The organism is Xanthomonas translucens pv. cerealis (genome assembly GCF_006838285.1).
Lineage (GTDB): Bacteria > Pseudomonadota > Gammaproteobacteria > Xanthomonadales > Xanthomonadaceae > Xanthomonas_A > Xanthomonas_A cerealis.
In genome coordinates, this window is record NZ_CP038228.1 from 676,525 (window position 1) to 698,409 (window position 21,885).

Below are 21,885 nucleotides of genomic sequence, written 5' to 3' on the forward strand. Positions count from 1 at the left end.
TTCATTGCGCGTGTGGCCTGTGAGGTGCTGCCGAAACTGATTCTAGCGCCGCTGTTCGCCATTGCACAAACCGTTAGAAGATGAATGGGCATCGTCTTGATCCTGCTGGTGATTTTGCCGGGCCGACAAGGCCGGCAACGCGCTGTCCTCATGGCGGTGCCGCAAGGGCGCGGCGGTTGAGCAACCCCCATGCAACCGGTGTGCCGAAGCCGCTGCGCGCGGCGTCGCCTCGGCTGCTGCCGTGACGCCGCCGCGTCAGCGGCGGTTTCGTCGCGGCGATGGCGTGGCTGGTGCTGGTCAATTCGATCGGCGGCGTTGCGTTGCTGTTCCTGCTGTCGCGGCACGGCGCCGCGACCCAGGTGGCGAGCCTGTCCTTCCTGATGCCGCAGGTGACCGCGGTGTTCGGACACGTCCTGCGCGGCGCGCACCTGACCGCGCCGAAGCTGTGCGGCTTCGCGCTGGCGGCGCTGGGCGTGTGGCTGGCAGGGCGCGCGCGGTGAGGCGCGGGGAAATGTCCCGCCCGCTGCGCCGGCCGCGCCTCAGCCGTCGCGCAGCACGCTGTGGCCGCGGATCAGGTCGGCGGCGCGCTCGGCGATCATCATCGTCGGGCCGTTTGTGTTGCCGCTGACCAGGCGCGGCATCACCGAGGCATCGACCACGCGCAGTCGCTGCAGCCCGCGCAAGCGCAGCTGCGGATCGACCACGGCCTGCGCGTCGTTGCCCATGCGGCAGGTGCCGATCGGGTGGTAGATGGTCTCGGCCTTGGCGCGGATGTAGGCGATCAGGCCGGCTTCGTCCAGGTCCTCGCGTGCCGGCAGCAACGGCGCGCCGCGCCAGGCATCGAACGCCGGCTGCCGCAGGATGCGCCGCGCCAGGCGCGCGCATTCCACCAGCATGCGCAGGTCGAAGCCGTCCGGATCGCTGAGGTAGTTCGCCTGGATCCGCGCCGGCGTGCGCGGGTCGGCGTCGTTGAGCGACAGACGACCGCGGCTGCGCGGCTGCAGGTGGCACGCGTGCAGGGTGAAGCCGTCGCCGGGCAACCGGTTGCGGCCGTGGTCGTCGAGCATCGCCGGCACGAAATGCAGCTGGATGTCGGCGCGTGCGTCCGGCGCCAGCGGCGAGCGGATGAAGCCGCCGGCCTCGGCGATGTTGCTGCTGCCGGCGCCGCGGTGGCCGCGCAGGAAATAGTCGAAGGCGATCTTCAGCTGGTTGCGGCGGTCGTAGCTGATGCCCGGGCGGGTGCGGTACAGCGTGCACACGTCCAGATGGTCTTGCAGGTTGGCGCCGATCTGCGGCTGGTCCAGGCGCACGTCGATGCCATGGCGCTGCAGTTCGTCGGCTGGGCCGATGCCCGAGAGCATCAGCAGTTGCGGCGAGTTCACCGCGCCGGCGCTGAGCAGCACCTCGCGCGCGGCCCGCGCCTGCACTTCGGCGCCGCGCTGCGCATAGGCCACGCCGACCACGCGTTCGCCCTCGAGCAGCAGGCGCAGCACCAGCGCACCGGTGATCACCTGCAGGTTGGGGCGTGCCTGCGCTGGCGCCAGATAGGCGACCGCCGCCGAGCAGCGCGCGCCGTCCTTCTGGGTGACCTGGTACAGGCCCACGCCCTGTTGTTGCGGGCCGTTGAAATCGCGGTTGTGGGCGAAACCGGCCTGCTCGCCGGCAGCGATGAACAGGTCCGACAGCGGGTTGTGGTGGCGCAGATCGGACACGTGCAGCGGCCCGTCGCCGCCGTGCAGCGCATCGCCGCCGCGGCTATTGCGTTCGCTGCGCCGGAAATACGGCAGCACGCCCTGCCAGTCCCAGCCCTCTGCGCCTTGGGCGGCCCAGTCGTCGTAGTCGGCGGCCACGCCGCGCACGTAGCACATCGCGTTGATCGAACTGGAGCCGCCCAGTACCTTGCCGCGCGGCCACCACAGGCGCCGCTCGTTCAAGGCCGGCTCCGGCGCGGTGAGGTAGTTCCAGTTGATGCGGCGGTTGCTGGTCAGCCGCGCCAGGCCTGCGGGCATGTGGATGAAGGGATTGCGGTCGCGCGGCCCTGCCTCGATCAGCAGCACCTTGCAATCGCGATCCTCGCTGAGCCGGTTGGCCAACACGCAGCCTGCCGAGCCTGCGCCGATGATGATGTAGTCGTACACCCGCGGTTCCCCCGTTTCGTGGCGCCGACGCTAGCCGCCGGGGATAGAGCATATGCTCGGCCGCGCCGCGGGATGCAGACGCCGCGATGCGCGTGGGTCTGGGCGCGGCGGCGGCGCTGGCGATGTTGCAGTGCATCGGCTACCGTGCGCGCAACCACCCGGCGAATGGCAGGCCGATGCAAGCGGAAAACAAGCGCGTCCAGACCGGCGAGCTGCGCGCGGTGCTGCTGTCCTTCGTCTATTTCTTCTGCGTGCTGGCGGCGTACTACGTGATCCGGCCGGTACGCGAGCAGTTGTCGGCGGCGGTCGGCTCGACCCAGCTGCCCTGGTTCTTCATGGCCACCTTCGTCGCCACCTTGTTGCTGACCCCGCTGTTCGCGTGGATGGCGGCGCGCTGGCCGCGGCGGATCGTGGTGCCGGCGGTGTACGCGTTCTTCGCGCTGTGCCTGCTCGGCTTCGTTCCGCTGTTCAGTGGCTACGGCGGGCTCAGTCCGCGTGTGTTGGGCATCGTGTTCTTCGTCTGGGTCAGCGTGTTCAACCTGTTCGTGGTGTCGGTGTTCTGGAGCTTCATGGCCGATATCTGGAGCAACCAACAGGCGCGGCGGCTGTTCCCGTTGATCGGCCTGGGCGGCACCGCCGGCGCGGTGGCCGGGCCGCTGCTGACCCGCGGGCTGGTCGGGGTGATTGGCGTGGCACCGCTGCTGGTGGTGTCGGCGGCGCTGCTGGGCGTGGCGCTGGCCTGCGTGATTCTGCTCGGGCGCTGGGCGCGGGTGCATGGCGCGCACCGCCACGACGTCGGCCACGAGGCGGCGGTCGGCGGCGGCATGTTCGACGGACTCAAGCAGATTCTGGCCAATCCGTTCATGCGCGGCATGGCGTTGCTGATGCTGCTCGGCGATTGCATCGGTACGGTCGGCTATGCGCTGATGACCGATTACTCCGGCGCCACTTTCCACAACGCGGTCGAGCGCACCCAGTTCGCCGCCAATATCGACATGGCAACCAACGTGCTGCAGGTCGTCGTGCAGATCAGTGTGACCCGTTGGCTGCTGATGAAGAAGGGCGCCGGCGCGGTGATCGCGCTGTGGGCGCTGATCAGTGTGGGCACGCTGGTGGCGACTGCGTTGTCGCCCGATCCGTACGCGCTGGCGGTGTGGATCGTGCCCTGGGTGGTGCTGCCGCTGGTGATCACCCGTTCGCTGACCTACGGCATGGTCGGCCCGGCGCGTGAATCGCTGTACACGCGGGTGCCGCGGCAACTGCGCTATCAGGGCAAGAATGCGGTGGATACGACGGTATGGCGTGCCGGCGACGTGGCTGTGGCGTCGACGATGAACGGCCTGCGCGCGCTGGGCATGGGCGTGCCTGGATTTGTGGCGCTGGCCGCGCTGGCGGCGACGCTCTCCGGCGTCATCGGCTGGCGCCTGGCGCGGGCGGTTGAAAGCACCGCGCCTGCAGCGGCGGAGGCGGCGCCGACGCGTTGAGCCTGCGCGCAGGCCGCGCGGCCGCGGTGCCGGCCGCTGCGGCAACGGCTATGCTGTGCATCCTGTTTTGCCAACGGACGCGCGCATGACCCTGCTGGCCTCGATCCTGGTATGCCTGGTGGCGTTGCTGCACCTCTACATCCTGGTGCTGGAGATGTTCCTGTGGACCCGCCCGCTGGGCATGAAGGTGTTCCGCAACACGCCGGACAAGGCGCAGCTGACCAAGGTGCTGGCGGCCAACCAGGGCCTGTACAACGGTTTCCTGGCGGCGGGACTGTTCTGGGCATTGCTGGCACAGCGTCGCGACGTGGCGACCTTCTTCCTGGTCTGCGTGGTAGTGGCCGGCATCTACGGCGCGATGAGCGTCAGCCGGCGCATCTTGTTCGTGCAGGGGATGCCGGCGTTGCTGGCATTGCTGCTGGTCTGGTACGGCGGGTAAAACCCAGGTAAGTATCGCCGCTGATGCGCCCGCATCGCGGTGGGGCCGGCGTCGATCGGGGATCTGAGGCGCCTGGCGAAGGCAGGAGGCGGCAACTGCGCGCGCCTGCGAGCAACAGCATCAGAGCACCCAGGCAAAGACCATCTGCTACGGAACATGGCGCGCGCCATCGCCGCCGCGCCACGGGCGTGCGCGCGCCGATCGGAAACGCGCGGGGCAGCGAGGCGTTTTGAGCACAGACGCGCCTGCCCAGCCGATCCGTTCCTGTGCAAGTGTGACTGGGCATTAGCTGCATCGTGAGATGGCGAAGGACTAGATCGGATTAAGTCCAGATCGCATTTTTACGAGATTCTGGCGAACCTTTATTGGCTAAACGATGGCCATGCGTCGCTGAAGTGTGATGGATCGCAATATTTTGTCCAATTTGTATCGACTGTGTATCTTGGTTTTTTTGAACGAATGATAATTTTTCTAAGAAGCAGCTGGATATGATGGGTCCGTCAACGAACGTTTCATTGAATTGAAGCTACTTGGCTAAGCTCTTTACTGCTGCGCAAGCTATGCAGTTGCAGAGAATTTTTTGCTTATTTTTTTGTGCGCTTTCGCAAAAGAAAGCGTGTACTGGCGTGGCTGACGGAATTGAATTTCGCGCATGTAATCCTGTTGCGTTGCGATATTTCGAGAGATTTGCAATAAATATAATTATTTTGTAAGGATCTATTGGTATGCGCTTGGAAAGCGATCATTGTGATGTGGTCGATATGTCGATCGCTCAGTCGCAATTGAATAATGCATCGTCCTCGATTCTGCAAAGAGATGGAATGATCGAGGTGGTGCTGCCCGGCAATGTTGTGACCTGGGTTGCAGGCCGCCACCAGACGCTCAAATGCATCCTTGCCGACCAGCGCTTCAGCAGAGACTGGCGGCATTGGCGAGCGCTGCAGGATGGCGAAATCCCCGAGGATCACCCGCTGATCGGAATGTGCAGGCTGGATAACATGGTCACTGCGCACGGTGCCGATCACCAGCGCCTGCGCGGACTGTTGGCCAGAAGCTTCGCGCCCAGCCGCATCGCCTTGCTGGCTCCCGATATCGAACGCCGCGTCGACCAGCTCCTCGCCGGGATCGCCGCGCGCGGCAGCGCCGATCTGATGCAGGAGTTCGCCGTCCCGCTGCCCGCCAGCGTGATTGCCGAACTGTTTGGCTTGCCGGAGGAAAACCGTGCCGAGATCATCCTGCTCACCAACAGCCTGGCCAGCACCTCCGCGTCGGCCGCCGAGGTGCAGCAGACGCGGCAACGCATTCCGGATTTCTTTCGCTGGCTGATCGCGCTCAAGCGGCGCCGGCCCGGCGACGACCTGGCGTCGGCGCTGATCGCCGCGCGCGATAGCGGCGAACTCGTTTCCGACACCGAACTTATCGACATGCTGTTCATTGTGCTTTCGGCGGGTTTTGTGACCACCACCGGCGTCATCGGCAATGGCGTGCTGGCATTGCTGACGCATCCGCAGCAGCTGCGCCTGGTGCTGAGCGGCCAGGTTCCGTGGGCGCAGGCGATCGAGGAGATTCTGCGTTGGGGCAGCAGTGTGACCAACCTGCCGTTCCGCTATGCCACACAGGATGTGGAAATCGACGGCTGCACGATCCGGCGTGGCGAGGCCATCGTGATGGCGTTCCACGCGGCCAACCGGGACGAGCGCGCGTTCGGGCCGGGCGCCGAGGCCTTCGATGTCACCCGGCAGCCCAACCCCCACCTGTCGTTCGGGCAGGGGCCGCATTTCTGCCTGGGCGCCGCGCTGGCACGCCTGGAATTGCTATACGCGTTCCCGGCGCTGTTCGCGCGGCTGCACGAGCTGGCGTTGGCCGTCGCCCTGGAAGACATCGCCTATCAGCCTTCTTACGTCATCCGTTGCCCACAACGGCTACCGGTCACCTTCCGCCCTTCCATCGCCAGAGAGTGAGTCCTGTCATGTCGCAAAGCGAATTGGTAGCGCTACCCATGTGGCGCGTGGAGCATATCGAGCCTTCGCCTGCAATGCTGATGTTGCGCGCGGACGGGCCGATCCACCGCGTACGCTTTCCCTCCGGACACGAAGGCTGGTGGGTGACGGGCTACGACGAGGCCAAAGCGGTCCTGTCCGATGCAAGGTTCCGCCCGGCGGGAATGCCGCCAGCCGAATTCACGCCGGATTCGGTGATCTTGGGTTCGCCGGGGTGGCTGGTCTCGCATGAGGGCATTGAACACGCCAGACTGCGCACGATCGTCGCGCCGGCCTTCAGCAACCGGCGGGTGAAGCTGCTCGCGCAACAGGTCGAGGCGATCGCCACGCAGTTGTTCGATGCGCTGGAGGCCCAGCCGCAGCCCGCCGATCTGCGGCGCGCGCTCTCCTTCCCGCTTCCGGCCATGGTCATCAGCGCGCTGATGGGCGTGCCTTATGAGGATCATGCCTTCTTTGCCGGATTGTCCGACGAAGTGATGACGCACCAGCACGAAAGCGGTCCGCGCAATGCGTCGCGCCTGGCATGGGAACAACTGCGCGCCTACATCCGCGGCAAGATGCGGGACAAGTGCCAGGATCCGGGCGATAACCTGTTGACGGATCTGATGCAGGCGGTCGATCGCGGCGAAGCGACCGAGGAGGAAGCGATCGGCTTGGCAGCGGGCATGCTGGTTGCAGGGCATGAGAGCACGGTCGCGCAGATCGAATTCGGGCTGCTGGCGTTGTTCCGCCATCCGCAACAGCGCGAGCGCTTGGTCGGCGATCCGTCCCTGGTCGAGAAGGCGGTGGAGGAAATCCTGCGCATGTACCCGCCGGGCGCCGGCTGGGACGGCATCATGCGCTACCCGAGGACCGACGTGACCATCGCAGGGGTGCACATTCCCGCGGAGAGCAAGGTGCTGGTCGGCCTGCCGGCGACCGCGTTCGATCCGCGCCATTTCAACGACCCGGAAGTCTTCGATATCGGACGCGACGAAAAGCCGCATCTGGCGTTCTCCTACGGTCCGCACTATTGCATCGGCGTCGCGCTGGCCAGGCTGGAGCTCAAGGTCGTGTTCGGCTCGATCTTCCAGCGCTTTCCCGGATTGCGCCTGGCGGTGGCGCCCGACGAACTCAGACTGCGCAAAGAGATCATCACCGGTGGATTCGAGGAGTTCCCGGTGCGCTGGTGAGGACGAATACCAGCGGACACGGCGATCTTTCGCCAGTTGCCGGCGCGCTTGCCGCGCGCCGGGCAGATCACTCAGCCAAGCAGGGAACCACGATGGACGTGCAAGAGACCACGGCAGCCTGCCGGGACGCATTCGCCGAACTGGCATCGCCAGCGTGCATCCGCGACCCGTATCCATTCATGCACTGGCTGCGCGAGCACGATCCGGTGCATCGCGCGGCCTCGGGCATCTTCCTCTTGAGCCGTCATGCCGACATCTACTGGGCGCTCAAGGCCACCGGCGACGCATTCCGGGGACCGGCGCCGGGCGAGCTGGCGCACTACTTTCCGCGTGCGGCGACCAGCCTTTCGCTCAACTTGCTGGCATCCACGCTGGCAATGAAAGAACCGCCGACGCACACGCGCCTGCGTCGGCTCGTTTCCCGCGACTTCACCATGCGCCAGATCGACGGTCTGCGGCCCAGCATCGTGCGGATCGTTGAAGCGCGCCTGGACGGCATGGCGCCCGCGCTGGCGCGCGGGGAGACGGTGGACCTGCATCGGGAGTTCGCGCTCGCCTTGCCGATGCTGGTCTTCGCCGAATTGTTCGGCATGCCGCAGCAGGACATGTCCGGCCTGGCCGCCGGCATCGGCACCATTCTGGAAGGTCTGAGCCCGCATGCCAGCGACGCGCAGCTGGCCGCGGCGGATGCCACCAGCGCCGAAGTCCAGGCCTACTTCGGTGCCTTGATAGAGCGCAAGCGGACCGAGTCCCGCCAGGACATCGTGTCGCTGCTGGTCGGCGCGCACGACGGCGATGCCGACGCGCTGTCGGACGCCGAATTGATCAGCATGCTCTGGGGCATGCTGTTGGGCGGTTTCGCGACGACTGCCGCGACCATCGACCACGCGGTGCTGGCCATGCTGGCCTATCCCGAGCAGCGGCACTGGCTGCGCGGCAACGCTGCCGCGGTGAAGGCGTTCGTCGAGGAGGTGCTTCGCTGCGAGGCGCCGGCGATGTTCAGCTCCATTCCGCGCATCGCCCAGCGCGAGATCGCACTGGAAGGCGGCGTGATCCCGAAGAACGCGGACGTGCGCGTGCTGATCGCGGCCGGCAACCGCGATCCGAATGCGTTCGCCGATCCCGACCGCTTCGATCCCGCACGCTTTCACCACACCAGTCCGGGCATGTCGACGGAGGGAAACATCATGTTGAGCTTCGGCCACGGCATCCATTTTTGCCTCGGCGCGCAACTGGCCAGGGTGCAGTTGGCGGAGGGCCTGCCGCGGGTCCATGCGCGCTTTCCCACGCTGGCGTTGGCCGAAGAGCCGACCCGGGAGCCGTCCGCTTTCCTGCGCACGTTCCGCGTGCTGCCGGTGCGGCTGCACGCGGAGGAGGCCTGAGATGCGCGTCTTGGTCGACCAGCATCTGTGTGGCACCACCGGGCAGTGCATGCTGACCCTGCCGCGCATCTTCCGCCAGCGCGAGCCGGACGGAATCGCCGAAGTCTGCGTGGCGATCGTGCCGGAGTCCCTGCATGCCGCCGTGCGGCTCGCGGCCAGCCAGTGTCCTGTCGCCGCGATTCGCCTCATCGAGCGCGACGCTGTCGATGACGCCGATCGCGGCGATGCCACTGCGTCGGAGCAACCCACCCCGGGAGGACGCGATGAACCGGTTTGAAGGCAAGGTGGCGGTGGTGACCGGTGCAGGCGCCGGTATCGGCAAGGCATGCGCGCTCGCCATCGCGCGCGAAGGCGCCAGGGTGGTGGTGGCCGATATCGATGGTCCGGCGGCCACGGCGTGCGCCGCGCAGATCGCATCCGCCGCGGGCCAGGCGCTGGCCGTCACCACGGACATCGCCGATGCGCAGGCGGTGGCCGCACTGTTCGAGGCGGCACAACGGTACTTCGGCGGGGTCGATCTGCTGGTGAACAACGCGAGCGCGATGCAGCTGACGCCGCGCGACCGCGCGCTCCTGGAGCTGGACATGGAGGTCTGGGACGGGACCATGGCGACCAATCTGCGCGGCACGCTGCTGTGCTGTCGGCAGGCCGTCCCGCGCATGATCGCTCGCGGCGGCGGCGCGATCGTCGTCATGTCCTCGTGCCAGGGGCTCAGCGGCGATACCGCGCAGACTTCGTATGCGGCGTCGAAGGCGGCGCTGAACATGCTGTCGACCTCGCTCGCCACCCAGTACGGTCACGCGCAGATCCGCTGCAACGCGGTCGCGCCGGGCCTCATCATGACCGAGCGTCTTGTCGCCAAGCTGGACGATGCCACGCAACGGCACTTGCGCCGGCACCAACTGCTTCCACGCGTCGGTCGCGCGGAGGACGTGGCGGCGCTGGTGGCGTTTCTGCTGTCCGACGATGCCGCCTTCATCACCGGTCAGGTCGTCTGCATCGATGGCGGCATGCTGGCGCATGTGCCGACGTATGCGGACGGCGGCAACAGCCGCGCTGCTGCGCATGTTGCCGCCCCCGACGCGGCCGCGGCGCCGCACCGCTGATGGCCATGCTGCTCAATCCGTTGGACCGTCGTCCGCGGCTGCGCCACGACATCCCGGTCATGCGCGGCGCATTTCCTCTGGTCGGGCATCTTCCTGCCATCGTGTGTGATCTGCCGAACTTGCTGCAGCGCGCCGAACAGACGCTGGGCAGCCACTTCTGGCTCGATTTCGGCCCTGCCGGCCAGCTCATGACCTGCCTCGATCCGGAGGCGTTCGCGCTGCTCCGACACAAGGACGTGTCGTCGGCGCTGATCGAAGAAATCGCACCCGAACTGCTTGGCGCAACGCTGGTGGCACAGGACGGCGCTGCGCATCGGCGGGCGCGCGATGCGATCAAGGCGGCGTTCCTGCCCAAAGGGCTGACCCAGGCAGGAATCGGCGAACTGTTCGCGCCGGTCATCCAGACCCGCTTGCGGGCGTGGCGCGACCGGGGCGAGGTAGCCATCCTGCGCGAGACCGGCGACTTGATGCTCAAGCTCATCTTCAGCCTCATGGGCATTCCGGCGCAGGACCTTCCGGGATGGCAGCGCAAGTACCACCAGTTGCTGCAGTTGATCGTCGCTCCGCCTGTCGATCTGCCTGGCCTGCCATTGCGGCGCGGCCGTGCCGCACGCGAATGGATCGACGCGCAGCTGCGCCAATTCATCCGCGATGCGCGCGCGCACGCCGCGCGCGACGGCCTGCTCAACGACATGGTGAATGCCTTCGACCATGGCGACGACGCCCTTTCCGACGACGTTCTGGTCGCGAACATCCGATTGCTGCTGCTCGCCGGCCACGACACCACCGCCTCGACGATGGCCTGGATGGTGATCGAGTTGGCGCGGCAGCCCGCACTGTGGGACGCGCTGGTCGATGAGGCGCGGCGCGTGGGGGCGGTGCCGACCCAGCATGCGGACCTGGCGCAGTGCCGGGTTGCCGAGGCGCTGTTCCGCGAAACGCTTCGCGTGCATCCGGCGACCACGCTGCTGCCGCGCCGCACACTGCAGGAACTGCAACTGGGCCAGCGGCGGGTTCCTGCAGGCACCTGTCTGTGCATCCCGCTGCTGTACTTCTCGACATCGGCGCTGCTGCACGAGCAGGCGGATCGGTTTCGATTGGAGCGGTGGCTGCAACGCACCGAGCCGATCCGGCCGGTGGATATGTTGCAGTTCGGTACCGGCCCGCATGTGTGCATCGGCTATCACCTGGTGTGGCTTGAATTGGTGCAGTTCTGCATCGCCCTGGCACTGACCCTGGACAAGGCCGGGGTACGGCCGCGGTTGCTGGGCGATGCCGAAAAGGGCCGTCGCTATTACCCGACCGCGCATCCATCGATGGGCATCCGCATCGGATTTTCGTGAGATCACGCAGTACGCGTTCGAGATGGCGGGACATCGACGCTGACGACGCAAGACATTCCGGCGTCCGCGGCCATGACCGATGCGGCGCCGGCAGCGCTGCGGCGGTTCGCCTTCCGCCGCGGCCGTTTCCTGGCAGGTACGAGGACATGAACGACATGCACGACATGCACACCGGTTCCACGATGTACGGCCCACGATCGGGCGCTCCCGCTGCCGGGAGTGCGGGTACGCAGACCCGCGACGCCTCGGCCACGCCGCTCCCGGACGTGTGGGCACAGGCTGGTGCAAGGCGGGTCGAGCAGGCGTTGGCGCGTTTGCTCTGTGTCGAAGACGATGCAGGGACCGAACTGATGGCGGCGATGCGTTACGCCACCTTGCAGGGCGGAAAGCGTACCCGTGCCTTGCTTTGTCTGGCTGCCGGCGCACTGGCGGACGCGCCGGCGCACGTACTCGACGATGTCGGCGCCGCCATCGAATTGATGCACGCCTGCACCCTGGTCCACGACGACCTGCCGGCGATGGACGACGACGTGCTCCGCCGTGGTATTCCGACCGTGCACGTCAAGTTCGGTGAAGCTACCGCGATCCTGGTCGGCGATGCATTGCAGGCACACGCGTTTCTTACCCTCGCGCAACTGGATGCGCCCGGCGACACCCGCATCGCGCTCGTGCGTGAGCTGGCGCAGGCGGTGTCCGCCGCCGGCGCCGCAGGCGGGCAGGCACTGGATCTGGCGTTGGTGGGGCAGTGCGTCGAGCTGGACAAGATCGTCGCGATGCACAGCATGAAGAGCGGCGCGCTGGTGCGCGCTTCAATCCGCATGGGCGCCTTGTGCGCGATCGCGGAAGACGGCGCGCACGCCGCGCTGTACCGCGCGCTCGATCGCTACAGCTCCTGCTTCGGCTTGGCATTGCAGGTGGTCGACGACATCCTCGACGCGACCGCCGATACCGCGACGCTGGGCAAGACCGCGGGCAAGGATGCGGCGGCGCAGAAGCCGACCTGCGCGTCGATCATGGGGCTGCAGGCCGCGCGCGAGTTCGCACTGGAGCTGTTGCGCGATGCCGGAGCGGCGATCGAGCCGCTCGGGCCGCGCGCGGAACGGCTGGCGCAGATGCTGCGGCGAGCCAACCTGCATCTGGCCACGCACGCGCCATGCGCATGAAACGCGCTGCCTGCCTCGATGCGTCCTGCCGCCGTGGCAGCGGGGCGGCTCTGGCCAGGCTCGATGGCGCGGGCGCCTCGCTAGCCTGGCGCGGAAACGCTGCCGGCACCGCGTTGCGCGCCGCCGCGGCTGAGCGCGCAGGCGCACGGCAAGCCGCGACGGGCGTATTGCCACGTGCGCGGCATTGACCATATGCAGTTTCTCGTTTCCCATTCGCAGAAGGAATCCCGCGTGAACTCGCTGTCCGAGCAGATTCTCCGTGAATTACGACAATTCCTGCGCGAGATGCGCGATGGCGGCAGCGTCGGGCCCTCCTGCTACGACACGGCACGCTCCCTCCAGTTCCACGGCGATTGCACCGATCGGCAAGACGCTTACAGGTGGCTGGTCGCACAGCAACAGGCGGATGGCGGGTGGGGAAGCATGGACTTCCCCTTGTTCCGGCATGCACCCACATGGGCGTCACTGTTGGCGCTGCAGCGCGTCGAGCAGCTTCCGGGCGCTGCCGGTGCGATAAGGGCTGCGAAGCGATTCCTTGCGACCGCGCCCGATCCCTATGCGCATGCGGTGCCGCAGGACGCACCCATCGCGGCGGAGCTGATCCTGCCACAGTTGTGTAGCGAGGCCGCTCCGCTGCTGGACGGCCTGGCGCATCCACGTCACGCGGCGCTGTTGCCGCTGCGGCAGGCGCGCCTCGCCAAGCTGGGAGCGGCGACCTTGCCGGGCGGGCATCCGTTGTTGCATTCCTGGGAAGCGTGGGGTACGTCGCCAGCGACGGCGCGACCGGACGCCGACGGTAGTATCGGCATCAGTCCGGCGGCCACCGCCGCCTGGCATGCGCAGGCGCTGTCGCAGGGCGTCACGCCGCAGGTCGGCAGCGCCGGCGCGTATCTGCAGGCGGCTGCGCGGGCGACCCGCAGCGCCATCGACGGCGTCGTTCCCAACGTCTGGCCGATCGATGTATTCGAGCCGTGCTGGTCGCTGTACACGCTGCATCTGGCCGAGTTGTTCGCGCATCCCGCGCTGCTCGATGCGGTGCACCCACTCGTCGCGCAGATCGATGCGCGTATGGGCGTGCGCGGTCTGGGGCCGGCCTTGCACTTCGCAGCCGATGCGGACGACACCGCCGTGGCGGTGTGCGTTCTGCACCTGGCAGGCCGCAATCCGACCGCCGACGCCTTGCGCCAGTTTGAAAGCGGCGATCTGTTCGTCACCTTTCCCGGCGAACGTAATCCCTCCGTGTCCACCAACATCCATGTGCTGCATGCGCTGCGATTGCTGGGACTGCCCGCCGACGGCGCCAGCGCCTACGTCCAGGCCCAGCGTAACCGGCACGGTCTCTGGGACAACGAGAAATGGCACGTGTCGTGGCTGTATCCGACCGCGCATGCGCTCGCAGCGCTATCGCAGGCGCAGCCGCAATGGCGGGACGAGCGTGCGCTGGCCGGACTGCTCCAGGCGCAGCGTGGCGACGGCGGTTGGGGCGCCGGCCGTGGGTCCACGCTCGAGGAAACCGCCTACGCGGTGTTCGCCTTGCACGCCATGGACGAGCGCGAGGAGCCGCAGGGGCGCCGGCGCATCGCGCAGGCCGTGGCGCGTGCGCTGGACTACATGCTCGCCCGCTACGCGCCGGGTGCGCCGACCCAGATCCCGCTCTGGATCGGCAAGGAACTGTATTGCCCGCTGCGGGTGGTGCGCGTTGCCGAGCTCGCCGGTCTATGGCTGGCGCATCGTTGGGGCAGCCGCAGTCCGGCGCACGCAGCGGAGGCGACGCCATGATCCAGGCCGAGCGCGCAGTGGAGCGGGTGATGGCCTGGGGACAGTCGCTGACCGGGTTTGCCACCGAGCATGCCGAGGAGGCGGTCAGGGGCGGACAGTACATCCTGCAACGCATCCAGCACGGGTTGCACGAGAATGCCGCCCGCACCGGCCGCAATCCGCAGGACGAAACGCTGGCCGTGGCGTTCTATCGCGAAATGGCGCTGCTGTTCTGGCTGGACGACTGCAACGATCTGGGGCTGATCACTTCCGCGCAGCTCGCCGCGGTGGAACATGCGCTGGGGCACGGCGTGCCGTGCGCGGTCCCCGGGTTCGACGCTTGCGCTGCGCTGCGCACCTCGCTGGCCGCGCTCGCCTACGATCGCAGCGACTATGCGCAGCTGCTTGCCGATACCCGACGCTATTGCGCGGCGCTGCGCGCCGGAAGCGCGCGGGCGCCAGCGGCGGAATCCTGGTCGTATGCGGAGTATTTGCACAATGGGGTCGATTCCATCGCCTACGCGAACGTCTTCTGTTGCCTGTCGCTGCTGTGGGGGCTGGACATGGCCAGGTGCCGCGAGCAGCCGGCGTTTCGCCATGCGCTGTGGCTCATCTCGGCGATAGGGCGCCTGCAGAACGATCTGCATGGGCGCGACAAGGACAGGTCGGTGGGCGAGTCCGATAATGTTGCGCTGTTGCTGCAGCGCCGCTATCCGGCCATGCCCGTGGCGGCGTTCCTCGACGAGGAGTTGGCCGGTCACGTGCGCATGCTGCAGCGGGTGATGGCCGAAGCGTGCCTTCCCGAGCCATGGGGACGATTGTTCGAAACCATGGTGGTTATCCGCGCCCAGTATTATCACACCTCGACCGGCCGCTATCGCAGCGAGGATGTCGAGGGAGATCGCCATGCGCCGGCGTGAACGTGCGGATGCGGCGGCGCATGCGATCCAAGGCGATGCCACGCGATCGTGCGACGGCGCGAAGGACGCGAAGGACGCGAAGGACGCGAAGGACGCGAGCATGAGCGATTGCGGTCTGAGCCGGCGCAAGGACGATCATCTGGATATCGTGCTGGATCGACGCGCGACATCGGTCACCGCCGCGGCCGCGGCCGGCTGGGACCGTATCCGTTTCGAACACTGCGCATTGCCCGAGTTGGATCTGGCGCAGATCGATCTGCGCGCCTCGCTGTTAGGAAAGGGGGTGCGGGCGCCGTTGCTGATCAGTTCCATGACCGGCGGCGCGTTGCGTGCGGAAGCCATCAATCGGCATCTGAGCGAGGCGGCGCAGGCGCTGGGGATCGCCATGTGCGTCGGTTCGCAGCGGGTGAGCTTGCGATCCGGGAACTCGCAAGGGCTGACGCGCGCGCTGCGGCGCCTCGCGCCGGACGTTCCCTTGTTGGCCAATCTCGGCGCCGCGCAACTGCGGGAAGCCGACGGTCTGGACCTGGCGCGTCGCGCAGTGGAGGCGCTGGAGGCCGATGCGCTGATCGTCCATCTCAATCCATTGCAGGAAGCGGTGCAGCCGGAGGGCGACCGCGATTGGAGCGGGATCCTGGCTCAGATTGCACGCGCCGTGCGCACCGTCGGAGTGCCGATCGTGGTCAAGGAAGTAGGCTCTGGACTGTCGGCATCGGTGGCTTGCGCGCTGGTCAATGTGGGCGTGGCGGCGATCGATGTCGCCGGAGCCGGCGGCACCAGTTGGGCCGCAGTGGAAGGCGCGCGCGCCAGCGATCCCGCCGACCGTGCGGTGGCGATGGCGTTCGCAGATTGGGGCATCCCGACCCCGCTTAGCGTGCAGGCAGTACGTAAAGCGTTGCCGGCGGTGACGTTGATCGCCTCGGGCGGGATCCGCGACGGTGTCGATGTGGCCAAGGCCATCCGCCTGGGGGCGGACATCGCCGGGCAGGCGGCCGGCGTGCTGAGTGCCGCGGCGCTATCCACCGAGGCGGTCGTCGCGCATTTCGAGATCGTGATACGCCAGTTGGCGGTTGCGTGTTTCTGTACGGGCTCGGCAGATCTGGCCGCGTTGCGTCAGGCGCGTCTGTTGCCTGCGTCGTATCCGCCCGCCGGCTGATGCCCGCGTCGGCTGCGCTGGTGGCGGCGGCCGGACTCGCGAGGCGCCGCAGAGCGGTGCAAGCAACGTGGCAGTGCGCAGCTGTCGTCCTCTGCGCCGGCAGGCAGACGCGTGTCTGCCGGCGCAGGGCGTCTCGCCGCTGCGATCAGGCCGCTGCGCGCGATTGGTCGTCGCCTGCTGCACGGTGGTAATAGCTGGCCGAACGCAGTTCGTCGGCATCGAAATCGTCCACGCTGATCGTGTCCATGGTGATCTCGCGCAATTCTTCCAGCTGGCGGCGCTCGTCGGCCGAGAGCACGCCTTCGCGCACCGCCTCGTCCAGCTGCGCCGCAAAGTCCAGCGCCTCGATGCCCTTGCTCTTGAGCGCTTTCAGGAACTTGCGCTCGACCGGCTCGGCCAGCACTGCCTTGGTCAGGTAGCTGGCGATGCGGCCGCCCGGATTGTTCTCGCACGGTGTCAGGAACACGTCATGGCCGAGGCGGTCGCGGGCTTCGTTCGGGGTCATCAGCAGCGCAGCGACGCGGTGGCCCAGGCGGTCGCCCGGGGCTTCGGCGCGGCGGCCCCACGGAAAGATCAGCGCCCACATCAGCCAGCCTACCGGGCGGATCGGGAAGTTGCGCAGTGCCGCCGACAGCGCCAGCTCGATCTTGTGCACGCTGTCGTGGAACGCCCAGGCCAGCAGCGGCTGGTCGGTCGCCGGCGCGCCCTCGTCGTGGTAGCGCTTGAGCATCGCGCTGGTCATGTAGATATGGCTCAGCACGTCGCCCAGGCGGCCGGACAGCGATTCCTTGAACTTCAGCTTGCCGCCGAGCATCAGCATCGACACGTCGGCCATCAGCGCCAGGTTCGCCGAGTAGCGGTCCAGCTTGCGGAAGAAGCGGCGGGTATAGGCGTCGCCGGGGGCGGCGCCGATGCGTGCGGCGGTCAGGCCGAACCACAGCGAGCGCACCGCGTTGGAGATGGCGAAGCCGATATGGCCGAACAGGTTGCGGTCGAACGCGTCGACGCCGGCCTTGTGGTCCGGATTGGCGGCGGCCTTCATTTCCTTCATCACCCACGGATGGCACAGGATCGCGCCCTGGCCGAAGATCAGCAGACTGCGGGTCATGATGTTGGCGCCTTCCACGGTGATCGCGATCGGCGCCGCCTGCCAGCTGCGGCCGGCGAAATTGCGCGGGCCGAGGATGATGCCCTTGCCGCCGACCACGTCCATCACGTCGCTGATGACTTCGCGGCTCATCGTGGTGCAGTGGTACTTGGCGATCGCCGACGGCACCGACGGCACGTCGCCACGGTCCACCGCCGCGGCGGTGGCCTGGGCCAGTGCGCTGATCGCATAGGCCTTGCCGCCGATCCGCGCCAGCGCCTCTTCCACGCCCTCGAAGCGGCCCACCGACAAGCCGAACTGCTTGCGGATGCGCGCGTAGGCGCCGGTGACGATCGCGCCGTACTTGGCACCGCCGCTGGCAGTGGAGGGCAGGGTGATCGAGCGGCCCACGGCCAGGCACTCGTTGAGCATGTTCCAGCCCTTGCCGACCATGTCCACGCCGCCGATCAGCTGGCTGAGCGGGATGAACACCTCGCGGCCGTGGATCGGGCCGTTCTGGAACGGCGAGTTCAGCGGGAAGTGGCGGCGGCCGATTTCAACGCCGGGCGTTTCGCGCGGCAGCAGCGCCAGGGTGATGCCGATGTCCTTGGTGTCGCCGATCAGGCCGTCCGGGTCGTACATGCGGAACGCCAGGCCGACCAGCGTGGCCACCGGCGCCAGGGTGATGTAGCGCTTGTCGAAGGTCAGCTTGACGCCGAGCACGTTGGCGCCGTTCCACTCGCCCTTGCAGACGATGCCGTAGTCGGGGATCGAGGTCGCATCGGAGCCAGCGAACGGGCCGGTCAGGCCGAAGCACGGTACTTCCTGGCCCACCGCCAGGCGCGGCAGGTAATAGTCCTTCTGTTCCTTGGAGCCGTAATGCAGCAGCAGTTCGCCCGGACCCAACGAGTTCGGCACGCCGACGGTGGAGCTGACCACGCTCGATACCGAGGCGATCTTCTGGATCACCTTGTGGTGGGCCAGCGCGGAGAAGCCCAGGCCGCCGTACTCCTTCGGAATGATCATGCCGAAGAACTTGTGCTTCTTGACGAAGCTCCACAGCTCCGGCGGCAGGTCGGCGTGGACGTGGGTGATTTCCCAGTCGTTGGTCATCCGGCACAGCTCTTCCACCGGGCCGTCGAGGAAGGCCTGCTCCTCGGTGGTCAGCTGCGGCTTCGGGTAGTCGAGCAGCTTCTGCCAGTCCGGGTCGCCGGTGAACAGTTCGCCCTCGAAGCCGACCGAACCGGTTTCCAGCGCGATCCGCTCGGTCTGCGACAGCGGCGGCAGCACCTTGCGGAACACCTTCAGCATTGGCGCGGTGAGCAGCGGCTTGCGCACGAACGGCAGCAGCAGCGGCACTGCGACCAGGGCCAGCAGCACCGCGGCCACGATGGTGGCGCTATGGCTGGCGCCGAGCAGCCAGCACGCGACCAGCAGCGTGGCGCTCAGTGCGGTCCAGACGGCGAGCCGCATGCGGTGATAGGCGGCGAAGGCGCCTGCCAGCAACAACACGAGGAAGGGTGCGACGATGCTCATGGGCTTGCTCCGGGGACATGCTCGGTAACGGCGGACGGTGCGCCGGCGTTCGCCGGTGGCAGTACGTCCAGATAATGCAACACAGTGGCGGTAAACGCGGTGTTGTCGTCGCCGGCCAGCATATGCGTGGCCTCGGGCAGGTGTGCATGCTGCGCATGCGGCACCAACGACAGGAATTCTGCGATGGTCTGCGGGGTGACCAGATCGCTGCGCCCGCCGCTGACCAGCAACACCGGGCAGTGCACCTTGCTGGCCGCCTGCGCGATCGCGTCCTGGTGCTGCTCGCCGTCGCGCGCCAGTTCTTCCACCAGGCGCGGATCCCAGTGCCAGTACCAGCGGCCGTCGGCGTGCCGGCGCAGGACGCTGCGCAGCGCTTCGGGCGACTTGCGCGCGCGTTCCGGCAGATAGGCGGCGATGGTATCGCCGGCGTCGTCCAGGCTGGCGAAGCCGTGCGGATGCGCGGTCATGAACGCAAGGATGCGCTCGACCCCGGCCGGCTGCCAGCGCGGGGTGATGTCGACCAGCACCATCGCGCGGAACAGGCCGGGCCAGCGCGCCTCGGCCATCAGCCCGAACAGCCCGCCCATCGAGGCGGCCACCAATACCGGTGCCGGCGCCATCTCGCCGGCGACCACGATCAGGTCGTCGGTGAACTGTTCGCCGCGGTAAGGCAGGGCGGCGGGATTGCGGGTGGAATCGCCATGCCCACGCGCGTCGTAGGCGACGCTGCGGTAGCCGTGCGCCTGCAACGCTGCGGCGCTGGCCATCCAGGCATGCCGGGTCTGCCCGAAGCCATGCGCGAACAGCACGCTGCCCGCAGCGCCGGGCTCGGTGACGGTCGCGGCCAGCTGCATGTCGTCCGCGCCGGCAAGCAGGGCGGAGGCCGCAATCGGCATACTGGAAGGAGAGGAAACCATACGAGCTAGTATGGAGCAGCCGTCAGTGATGTCAATACGATGCAGTATGGAAGCGAAAAGCCAATGCTGCCGGGCATTTGCGTGCGATTCATGAAGAACACATACTGCAATCGGCTTCGCCGTATGGTTAAATCGACGGATGAACAATGTCTCCTTGTCTTCCATCGACGATGTCGCCGCTCCCAGCGGTGGCCGCAACAACCGACTCAGCGCAGAGGATTGGGCGCAGGCCGCGCTGGACCTGATCGCCGAACAGGGGGTCAACTCGGTGGCGGTGGAACCGTTGGCGCGGCGCCTGGGCGTGACCAAGGGCAGCTTCTACTGGCACTTCCCGTCGCGCGATGCGCTGCTGCAGGCGGCGCTGGAGCGCTGGGAACTGGTCGAACAGCAACAGGTGTTCGGCAGCCTGGAGGAAGTGCCGGATCCGCGCACCCGCTTGCGCGCGCTGTTCCAGCTGGTCGCGCACGAGGTCAAGCCGCACATCATCTACAGCGAGTTGCTGAAGGCGCTGGACCATCAGGCGGTGCGCCCGGTCATCGACCGGGTGTCGCAGCGGCGCATGGAGTACCTGATCGCCTCGTTCCGCCAGGCCGGACTCAGCCGCACCGATGCCCAGCACCGCGCCCGGCTGGCTTACGCGGCCTACGTCGGCTTCCTGCAGCTGTCGCTGCAGTTGCACCAGCCCAAGCAGGCGCGTGAGGAATTCGAGGCCTATGTCGAGCATGTCATCGTGACGTTGATCCCGGGTTGATTCACCGCGTAGCTCGGAATGTCCATAGCATTTACTTATGCATTGACGAACTCACATCGAATTTTTCAAAACGGCTTACACCGGACTTTCTTTAGCCTTGGCAAGGCAGCAGACGGATTGAGCGGGCCTCATCCAGGCTCGCCAGCTTCCTAGTCTCACCGAGTGACTGCACCCTGCTGCGTGCCGGGGATAGGCGTGACACACACGGTGCCGACGTTGCAGACTACGGAACCCTTTTCTTTCGATCCATCCGATTAGGTTACGCTGACCTGATCGCCGATACCCACGGAACCCGTGCCGTTCACCGTGCGATACATTCCGACTAGTGCTGTCAAGGCAGCGATTCGAAGCTCTCCCATGTCATCGGCCGAAATACCCTGTGCTGCGGCGACCGTGTTATACGGCGCTGTGCCGGCGTTGATGCTGATCGTCCCAGCAATCGCCGCGAAAGACAGCGCCATTGCGGCGAATAGGCTGAACCGCTTATTCGTCAAAGACTTCCTTTCCATAGAGCCTCACTTTTTGGTTGGTAGGAACGCGCTTACCTCCTGGACCTTGCTATTTAGCAAGGCTGCATCGCCTGCACTGACGAGATTATCCCGTACGAACGATTCAAAATCTGTGCTAGAGCAACCAGACGTGTTCAAGCATGCGGAGTTCATGATCTCCGAGCCTGTCCCGCACGCCAACCCCATCCTGCAGGCTGCGATGCTCCAGGCATAGCCAGAAAGCTTGTCGTTTGCCACATTGGTGTAGGCCCCGACATCACCGGAATCCACGTTACCAGCCACCAGTTGCCCCATCTCGAAGACGGCGTTCGGATCCCTGCTATTAACAACGTGATCCATGAAGCCTTTCAATTGCTCACCCTGCGGCCTTTGGTTTGAAGTCAGATAAATCTGCGCTTGTGCGGCCAAGTCACCATTCTTGGCGGCTTGCGCGAGCCATAACTCGCGCGCCTCAATCGGGATGATTGCCCCATTATCAACGACCGAGCATTCGTTTACAGCAGCCTTTGCTGCGCGGCGTAATCCTTCGGCATTGGCTGGCGTCTTCGCTTGCTTGGCAATTGCTTCGTAACTCGCCAAATAACGCTCGGCATTCGTGTTGACCGGAATGCAGAGGCCGTACAGCTCCGCCAGCTCTCGCTGCGAGGCTGCATCGCCTTTTGCGGCGCGATCCTTGAGCGAAATGAATTTCTCCAACGCCTTGTTGGAGTCGAAGGCCGGAGCCAGGATTTGATCTTGATTGACAACAGCGCGTTCCGATCGGGCGCCGTTACCCCGTCCTGCGCTGGGGAGAGGTTCAGAGGACTGCTTAGGCACTGTGAGTGACGGGCTCGCAAAGTGCTGATTCGCTAAGTACACCCCGACGGCGACAACAACGCCGCCAACAACTGAGATCAACAACGTTCTTGCCTTCATATTTTTGGCCGTTTATCCAGGTGGTCTGCGTCAAGCGCATCACATTGTTGGGATTGCGCGTTGCCACAATTGTCGATTATGACCACGGCAGGTGTAGGGTCGGCCAATG

19 protein-coding genes are annotated in these 21,885 nt (G+C 66.5%); 14 read left to right on the plus strand and 5 right to left on the minus strand.

The annotated features are described in order from the left end of the window. The first annotated feature begins 278 nt into the window (after positions 1–278). The gene (locus E4A48_RS02935; protein ID WP_458296315.1) at positions 279–500 is read left to right on the plus strand and encodes an EamA family transporter; all 222 of its coding nucleotides are present in this window, start codon (positions 279–281) and stop codon (positions 498–500) included. A 39-nt stretch (positions 501–539) separates the two neighbouring features. On the opposite strand, the gene E4A48_RS02940 is transcribed toward E4A48_RS02935, so the two are convergent. Continuing rightward, a complete protein-coding gene (locus tag E4A48_RS02940) occupies positions 540–2,138 on the minus strand; it encodes a GMC family oxidoreductase (RefSeq protein ID WP_039005549.1) in 1,599 nt (532 codons plus the stop codon). 86 nt (positions 2,139–2,224) lie between these two features. On the opposite strand from E4A48_RS02940, the gene E4A48_RS02945 reads away from it, so the two are divergent. The 12 genes from E4A48_RS02945 to fni all read left to right on the plus strand — a co-directional run bounded on the left by E4A48_RS02945 (position 2,225) and on the right by fni (position 16,061). Then, positions 2,225–3,622 (plus strand): NTP/NDP exchange transporter, encoded by a 1,398-nt coding sequence (locus E4A48_RS02945; protein WP_221887390.1) that lies wholly within the window; start codon positions 2,225–2,227, stop codon positions 3,620–3,622. A gap of 85 nt (positions 3,623–3,707) precedes the next feature. Beyond that, the gene (locus E4A48_RS02950; RefSeq protein WP_003466948.1) at positions 3,708–4,061 is read left to right on the plus strand and encodes a DUF1304 domain-containing protein; all 354 of its coding nucleotides are present in this window, start codon (positions 3,708–3,710) and stop codon (positions 4,059–4,061) included. Between the two features lie 725 nt (positions 4,062–4,786). Further along, on the plus strand, positions 4,787–6,022 hold the full coding sequence (locus tag E4A48_RS02955) for a cytochrome P450 family protein (RefSeq protein WP_260608052.1): 1,236 nt from the start codon (positions 4,787–4,789) through the stop codon (positions 6,020–6,022). Between the two features lie 8 nt (positions 6,023–6,030). Next, the gene (locus E4A48_RS02960) at positions 6,031–7,233 is read left to right on the plus strand and encodes a cytochrome P450 (RefSeq protein ID WP_039005548.1); all 1,203 of its coding nucleotides are present in this window, start codon (positions 6,031–6,033) and stop codon (positions 7,231–7,233) included. Positions 7,234–7,325: 92 nt separating this feature from the next. Continuing rightward, on the plus strand, positions 7,326–8,615 hold the full coding sequence (locus E4A48_RS02965) for a cytochrome P450 (RefSeq protein WP_142741873.1): 1,290 nt from the start codon (positions 7,326–7,328) through the stop codon (positions 8,613–8,615). Between the two features lies 1 nt (position 8,616). Continuing rightward, a complete protein-coding gene (locus E4A48_RS02970; protein WP_142741874.1) occupies positions 8,617–8,892 on the plus strand; it encodes a ferredoxin in 276 nt (91 codons plus the stop codon). Next, on the plus strand, positions 8,879–9,721 hold the full coding sequence (locus tag E4A48_RS02975) for a glucose 1-dehydrogenase (RefSeq protein WP_142741875.1): 843 nt from the start codon (positions 8,879–8,881) through the stop codon (positions 9,719–9,721). Before E4A48_RS02970 ends, E4A48_RS02975 begins: the two co-directional genes overlap by 14 nt. A 5-nt stretch (positions 9,722–9,726) precedes the next feature. Beyond that, positions 9,727–11,064, plus strand: coding sequence for a cytochrome P450 (locus E4A48_RS02980; protein WP_260608053.1), 1,338 nt, complete (start codon positions 9,727–9,729; stop codon positions 11,062–11,064). 182 nt (positions 11,065–11,246) lie between these two features. Beyond that, positions 11,247–12,227 carry a polyprenyl synthetase family protein gene (locus tag E4A48_RS02985; RefSeq protein WP_200886357.1) on the plus strand — a complete coding sequence of 327 codons (981 nt, stop codon included), beginning with the start codon at positions 11,247–11,249 and terminating at the stop codon, positions 12,225–12,227. 231 nt (positions 12,228–12,458) lie between these two features. After that, positions 12,459–14,006: a hypothetical protein gene (locus E4A48_RS02990; protein WP_039008847.1), complete on the plus strand. Its 1,548-nt coding sequence runs from the start codon at positions 12,459–12,461 to the stop codon at positions 14,004–14,006. After that, positions 14,003–14,905, plus strand: coding sequence for a terpene synthase family protein (locus E4A48_RS02995; protein ID WP_142741877.1), 903 nt, complete (start codon positions 14,003–14,005; stop codon positions 14,903–14,905). The genes E4A48_RS02990 and E4A48_RS02995 overlap by 4 nt, the downstream gene beginning before the upstream one ends. Continuing rightward, positions 14,892–16,061 (plus strand): type 2 isopentenyl-diphosphate Delta-isomerase, encoded by a 1,170-nt coding sequence (gene fni / locus E4A48_RS03000; RefSeq protein WP_221887391.1) that lies wholly within the window; start codon positions 14,892–14,894, stop codon positions 16,059–16,061. Before E4A48_RS02995 ends, fni begins: the two co-directional genes overlap by 14 nt. Positions 16,062–16,206: 145 nt before the next feature. On the opposite strand, the gene E4A48_RS03005 is transcribed toward fni, so the two are convergent. Together E4A48_RS03005 and E4A48_RS03010 are read right to left on the minus strand one after the other, a co-directional pair. Beyond that, the gene (locus E4A48_RS03005; RefSeq protein ID WP_039005542.1) at positions 16,207–18,684 is read right to left on the minus strand and encodes an acyl-CoA dehydrogenase; all 2,478 of its coding nucleotides are present in this window, start codon (positions 18,682–18,684) and stop codon (positions 16,207–16,209) included. Continuing rightward, positions 18,681–19,601, minus strand: a complete 921-nt coding sequence (locus tag E4A48_RS03010) for an alpha/beta fold hydrolase (RefSeq protein ID WP_058196022.1) — start codon at positions 19,599–19,601, stop codon at positions 18,681–18,683. The genes E4A48_RS03005 and E4A48_RS03010 overlap by 4 nt, the downstream gene beginning before the upstream one ends. Before the next feature lie 139 nt (positions 19,602–19,740). Between E4A48_RS03010 and E4A48_RS03015 the strand changes: the two genes are divergently transcribed. Further along, positions 19,741–20,352 carry a TetR/AcrR family transcriptional regulator gene (locus tag E4A48_RS03015; protein ID WP_039005540.1) on the plus strand — a complete coding sequence of 204 codons (612 nt, stop codon included), beginning with the start codon at positions 19,741–19,743 and terminating at the stop codon, positions 20,350–20,352. Positions 20,353–20,606: 254 nt separating this feature from the next. On the opposite strand, the gene E4A48_RS03020 is transcribed toward E4A48_RS03015, so the two are convergent. Continuing rightward, positions 20,607–20,813 carry a hypothetical protein gene (locus E4A48_RS03020; protein WP_141696255.1) on the minus strand — a complete coding sequence of 69 codons (207 nt, stop codon included), beginning with the start codon at positions 20,811–20,813 and terminating at the stop codon, positions 20,607–20,609. A 54-nt stretch (positions 20,814–20,867) separates the two neighbouring features. Further along, positions 20,868–21,761 carry a hypothetical protein gene (locus E4A48_RS03025; RefSeq protein ID WP_141696256.1) on the minus strand — a complete coding sequence of 298 codons (894 nt, stop codon included), beginning with the start codon at positions 21,759–21,761 and terminating at the stop codon, positions 20,868–20,870. Positions 21,762–21,885 lie beyond the last annotated feature (124 nt).

Coding starts and splice junctions, on each gene's coding strand:
- E4A48_RS02935 (WP_458296315.1), top strand. CDS start 279: ATGGCGTGGCTGGTGCTGGTCAATTCGATCGGCGGCGTTGCGTTGCTG.
- E4A48_RS02945 (WP_221887390.1), top strand. CDS start 2,225: ATGCGCGTGGGTCTGGGCGCGGCGGCGGCGCTGGCGATGTTGCAGTGC.
- E4A48_RS02950 (WP_003466948.1), top strand. CDS start 3,708: ATGACCCTGCTGGCCTCGATCCTGGTATGCCTGGTGGCGTTGCTGCAC.
- E4A48_RS02955 (WP_260608052.1), top strand. CDS start 4,787: ATGCGCTTGGAAAGCGATCATTGTGATGTGGTCGATATGTCGATCGCT.
- E4A48_RS02960 (WP_039005548.1), top strand. CDS start 6,031: ATGTCGCAAAGCGAATTGGTAGCGCTACCCATGTGGCGCGTGGAGCAT.
- E4A48_RS02965 (WP_142741873.1), top strand. CDS start 7,326: ATGGACGTGCAAGAGACCACGGCAGCCTGCCGGGACGCATTCGCCGAA.
- E4A48_RS02970 (WP_142741874.1), top strand. CDS start 8,617: ATGCGCGTCTTGGTCGACCAGCATCTGTGTGGCACCACCGGGCAGTGC.
- E4A48_RS02975 (WP_142741875.1), top strand. CDS start 8,879: ATGAACCGGTTTGAAGGCAAGGTGGCGGTGGTGACCGGTGCAGGCGCC.
- E4A48_RS02980 (WP_260608053.1), top strand. CDS start 9,727: ATGCTGCTCAATCCGTTGGACCGTCGTCCGCGGCTGCGCCACGACATC.
- E4A48_RS02985 (WP_200886357.1), top strand. CDS start 11,247: ATGTACGGCCCACGATCGGGCGCTCCCGCTGCCGGGAGTGCGGGTACG.
- E4A48_RS02995 (WP_142741877.1), top strand. CDS start 14,003: ATGATCCAGGCCGAGCGCGCAGTGGAGCGGGTGATGGCCTGGGGACAG.
- fni (WP_221887391.1), top strand. CDS start 14,892: ATGCGCCGGCGTGAACGTGCGGATGCGGCGGCGCATGCGATCCAAGGC.
- E4A48_RS03005 (WP_039005542.1), bottom strand. CDS start 18,684: ATGAGCATCGTCGCACCCTTCCTCGTGTTGTTGCTGGCAGGCGCCTTC.
- E4A48_RS03010 (WP_058196022.1), bottom strand. CDS start 19,601: ATGGTTTCCTCTCCTTCCAGTATGCCGATTGCGGCCTCCGCCCTGCTT.
- E4A48_RS03015 (WP_039005540.1), top strand. CDS start 19,741: ATGAACAATGTCTCCTTGTCTTCCATCGACGATGTCGCCGCTCCCAGC.
- E4A48_RS03020 (WP_141696255.1), bottom strand. CDS start 20,813: ATGGCGCTGTCTTTCGCGGCGATTGCTGGGACGATCAGCATCAACGCC.